Source organism: Xanthomonas sp. SHU 199 (assembly GCF_000364665.1).
GTDB classification, from domain to species: Bacteria; Pseudomonadota; Gammaproteobacteria; order Xanthomonadales; family Xanthomonadaceae; genus Xanthomonas_A; species Xanthomonas_A sontii.
Genome location: NZ_AQOI01000782.1, coordinates 1 through 3,791, shown reverse-complemented (window position 1 = coordinate 3,791; position 3,791 = coordinate 1). Strand labels below are relative to the sequence as shown.

Genomic DNA, 3,791 nt, shown 5'->3' with positions numbered 1-3,791 from the left:
TGGCGGCCATCGCGGCCCCCGGCGCACGCGCGGCAGCGAAGGCCTGCTGCCCGCCCGGACCGCCCATCGGCGCAACCGGCGGCGGCGCACCGCGGTAGTCGTTGTGCACGTAGCTGCGGTTGTCGTAGTGATTATTGATGATGGTGGTGCGCGGCGCGTACACGCTGTTGCGGTAGACCACGTAGTTGGGCGCCGACGGCGGCGCGTTCCAGTTCACTCCCCAGTTGTTCCAGCCCCAGCTGTGCCACGGCGGCGCCGGTTCCAGCCAGCCGAACACGCTGTGGTGGTGGTGTTCGAGCGCGTCGCCGACCAGCACGCCGACGCCGAAGGAAATGATGCCGGCAGTGACCAGGTCGCCGGTGTCGTAGTAGGGGCGCGGCGGGCGATAGCGGTACTCGCGGTAGACGTTGACCGGTTCGCCGTAGACCACGTCGGGATCGTAACGCGGCACGTAGACCACGTCCGGCTGCGCCGGTTCGATGACGATTGTGCGGGTCGGCGGCGGCACCGCGTCGGCATAGGCCGGGGCCGGCTCCACCACGGTGCGCTGCACCACCTGCACGCGCTGCTGCGGGGTGCTGCGCAGGTGGCCCTGCGCCTGCGCGCGCTGGCGCATCACCTGCACCGCATCCAGTACCTGGTTGGGATCGTGGGCGTAGGCGTCGCCCAGCGCGCGGGTCCAGTCGCCGTTGCCGGCCAACTGGTCGACCACGTCGGGGAAGGCGGTCAGCGCCTTGACGCTGGGGTCCCAGGGTTGCGCCGCGGCCGCCTGCAGGCGGTCGGTGGCGGACAGGGTGCGGTTGTTGCGCAGCCAATCCTGCGCGGACACCACCTGGTCCGGGTACACCGAGGCGGCCAGGGTCTGCGCCAGCAGCTTGTCCGGGAACAGCGCGATCGGCGCGACCAGTTGATACAGCTGATCGGCGGTGGGTGGGACGTAGGGTGCAGGTGCGGGCGCTGCGGCGGGGGCGGGCGCATCGGCCTGGGCCGCAGGAGTGGGCGTGTCCTGCCGCTGGCAGGCGCCCAGCGCCACCACGCTCAGGGCGGTGAACAGGGCCAGCCTGGCCGGGGGCAGGGGACGGAGATCCATGCGACACCTCATCGAGCGGGGCGAAGGTGGCCGCAGCATGCGCCGCCGTGGGTGTCTGCGACCTTTCTGCGCGGCGTGCTCGCGCAGGCCAGCGAGCGCGCGTTCAGCCGGCGTCGGCCGCTGCCATCAGACCGGTGCGGACAGGCGGAACAGCACCAGGCTGAGCGCCAGCGTGGCCATGCCTGCGACCAGGCCGTATACCGTCTCGTGCCCCTGCGCGTAGCGCTTGGCGGCTGGCAACAATTCGTCCAGGGCCAGGAACACCATCACCCCGGCGATTAGCCCGAACACCGCGCCGAACACCGCATCGGACAAAAAGCGCGCCAGCGCGACGTAGCCGATCAGGGCGCCGATCGGCTCGGCCAGGCCGGATAGCAGGCTGGCGGCGAAGGCATAGGACTTGCGCCCGGTGGCGTAATGCACCGGCACTGCGATGGCGATGCCCTCGGGGATGTTGTGCACGGCGATGGCGAAGGCCAGCGGCATGCCCACCGCCGGACTCTCCAGCGTCGCGAAGAAGGTGGCCAGACCCTCCGGAAAGTTGTGCGCGGTGATCGCCACCGCGGTGAGCAGACCGACGCGCTTGACGTAGGCGCGGTTGTCGTCGCGGAACAGCGGGTCGCGGCTGTTGAGGCTTTCGTGCGGATTGGGCACCAGCCGGTCGATGGCCACGATCAGCACCATGCCGGCCAGGAATGCCAGGGTGGCATAGGCCTGGCCCAGGCGCGGATCGAAGGCGGCGCTGAAGGCGGCGATCGATTTGCCGAGGATCTCGGTCAGCGACACGTACACCATCGCGCCGGCGGAGAACGCCAGGCCGAAGGCGAGCAGGCGCGGATTGGGTCCTTTGCTGAACAACACCAGCACGCTGCCCAGGCCGGTGGCCAGGCCGGCGCCGAGGGTCACGGCGAGCGCGACCAGGACATTGTGCAGCGGGATCTCCAGCATGCGCCGACGGCTCCGAGGAAGAGGCGTCGATCAAACGCGGCGCGGTGCGGGCGTCGCGTGAAGGCGCGCGATGCGCGCCCGTGGTTCAGCCGGCCTTGTGCGCCTGCGCGTCCAGCGCGAAGCAACGGTCCGGGCGCGGCTGCGGCGGATTGAAGTTGACCGGCACCTGGATGGTCCACGGCACCGCCTGGCCGTTGCGGGTAGCGGGATTGAAGGTCCAGCCGCGCACGGCTTGCTGCGCCGAGGCGTCGAGCTTGGCCTGGCCGCTGCCGGTGACCACGTCGACTTCGGTGGGCTTGCCCTGCACGCCGACCACCACCTTCAGCACCACGGTGCCGCCGATGCCGGCGCAGGCCACGTCGATCGGGTAGTCCGGCGGCGGTGTCTTCACCGCGCCGACCTCGGTCGGCGGCTGGGTCACGGTGTGTTGCTGGGATTGCTGGGATTGGCCGCAGGCGCTGAGCAGCACGGCGCTCAGGCAGGCCAGGGGGAGCAGACGGCGGGCGGCAACGGTCATGTGGGTCATTCCGGAAGAGCGGACGCCTTGGCGGCGCAGATGAAGTCGTTCTCGCTGAGGCCACCGACGTCGTGGGTGGAATAGCGCACCACCACGCGGTCGTAGTGCACGCCCAGGTCCGGGTGGTGGTCTTCGCGGTGCGCGATCCAGGCCAGCGCGTTGACGAAGGCCAGGGTGCGGTAATAGTCGGGGAAGCGGAAGGTGCGGCTGATCGCGTTGCCGTTCTCGACCACTTCCCAGCCGGGCACCTGCGGCAGCAGTTCGGCCAGGCGCGCCTGGGTCAGTCTGTATTCGCTGCCCTTGCAGGGCGAGCAATGGGCCTGGGCGAGCGGGATCAGGTCGTTCATGGAAGGTCTCTGCGGTGGAACGGACAGGGCCGGTCAAGATACCGCCCGCGATGAGCGCAGGGCGTGGAAGGGTCTAGAATACCCGCATGATCCAGATCTCAGACAACGCACAGGCCCATTTCCGCAAGCTGCTCGAACGCGAGGCCGTGCCCGGCATGGGCGTGCGCCTGAGCGCGGTCGATGCCGGCACCCCGCGCGCCGATGCGCGGCTGGAGTTCGCCGAGCCGGCGGACCTGGCCGGCGACGAATGGGCGATCGATTGCGACGGTTTCACTCTGTATGTGGCGGCCGACAGCGTCGGCTGGCTCGACGGCGCCGAAATCGACTACGTCACCCAGGGCACTGGCCAGCAGCTCACCATCAAGGCGCCGAAGATCAAGGGCGAAGCCCCGGGCGAGGCGGCCTCGCTGGTGGAGCGGGTGCGCTGGGTGGTGGAGAACGAGGTCAATCCGCAGTTGGCCCAGCACGGCGGCCGCGTGGCGGTGCAGGAAGTCTCCGCCGACGGCGTGGTGCTGCTGCGCTTCGGCGGCGGCTGCCACGGCTGCGGCATGGCCGACGTGACCTTGAAACAGGGCATCGAGAAGACGCTGATGGGCCGCGTGCCGGAGGTGACCGCGGTGCGCGACGCCACCGACCACGACAGCGGCAGCGCTCCCTACATCCCGCGCGATTCGGCCGCCTGACGTTTCGCTGCCGGTGACGCGCGCCGCCGACATCCTCGATGTGTTGTTGGCGCGCACGCCGCGCAAGCTGCTGCGCGATCGCCGCACCGGCCTGCCGTATGCATGGGCGCACTGGATCGCGGCGCAGCCTGCGCTGCCGCGGCCGTTCGCGGCCCCCGAACTGATCGCGGCGATGCCGTCGGCGCAGCCGCCGGCGACCCTGCGCC

The 3,791-nt window shown here is 70.4% G+C and carries 5 protein-coding genes and 1 pseudogene; 2 read left to right on the top strand and 4 right to left on the bottom strand.

Annotation, left to right across the window (positions count from 1 at the left end; translation table 11 throughout):
- The 4 genes from D183_RS0121485 to D183_RS0121470 form a co-directional block, all read right to left on the bottom strand.
- On the bottom strand, positions 1-1,090 hold a 1,090-nt coding region (locus D183_RS0121485), incomplete at its 3' end, for a DUF3300 domain-containing protein (protein ID WP_017910813.1).
- A 126-nt stretch (positions 1,091-1,216) separates the two neighbouring features.
- Complete coding sequence (gene zupT, locus D183_RS0121480; RefSeq protein ID WP_017910812.1) at positions 1,217-2,038, bottom strand: zinc transporter ZupT; 822 nt, start codon at positions 2,036-2,038, stop codon at positions 1,217-1,219.
- An 85-nt stretch (positions 2,039-2,123) separates the two neighbouring features.
- Complete coding sequence (locus D183_RS0121475; RefSeq protein ID WP_026144732.1) at positions 2,124-2,555, bottom strand: energy transducer TonB; 432 nt, start codon at positions 2,553-2,555, stop codon at positions 2,124-2,126.
- A gap of 5 nt (positions 2,556-2,560) precedes the next feature.
- Positions 2,561-2,902: a 4a-hydroxytetrahydrobiopterin dehydratase gene (locus D183_RS0121470; RefSeq protein WP_017910810.1), complete on the bottom strand. Its 342-nt coding sequence runs from the start codon at positions 2,900-2,902 to the stop codon at positions 2,561-2,563.
- 86 nt (positions 2,903-2,988) lie between these two features.
- On the opposite strand from D183_RS0121470, the gene D183_RS0121465 reads away from it, so the two are divergent.
- Together D183_RS0121465 and D183_RS26040 are read left to right on the top strand one after the other, a co-directional pair.
- Positions 2,989-3,585, top strand: coding sequence for an NfuA family Fe-S biogenesis protein (locus tag D183_RS0121465; RefSeq protein ID WP_017910809.1), 597 nt, complete (start codon positions 2,989-2,991; stop codon positions 3,583-3,585).
- Between the two features lie 13 nt (positions 3,586-3,598).
- Positions 3,599-3,791, top strand: a pseudogene (locus D183_RS26040) (transmembrane repetitive protein); the annotation flags it as partial.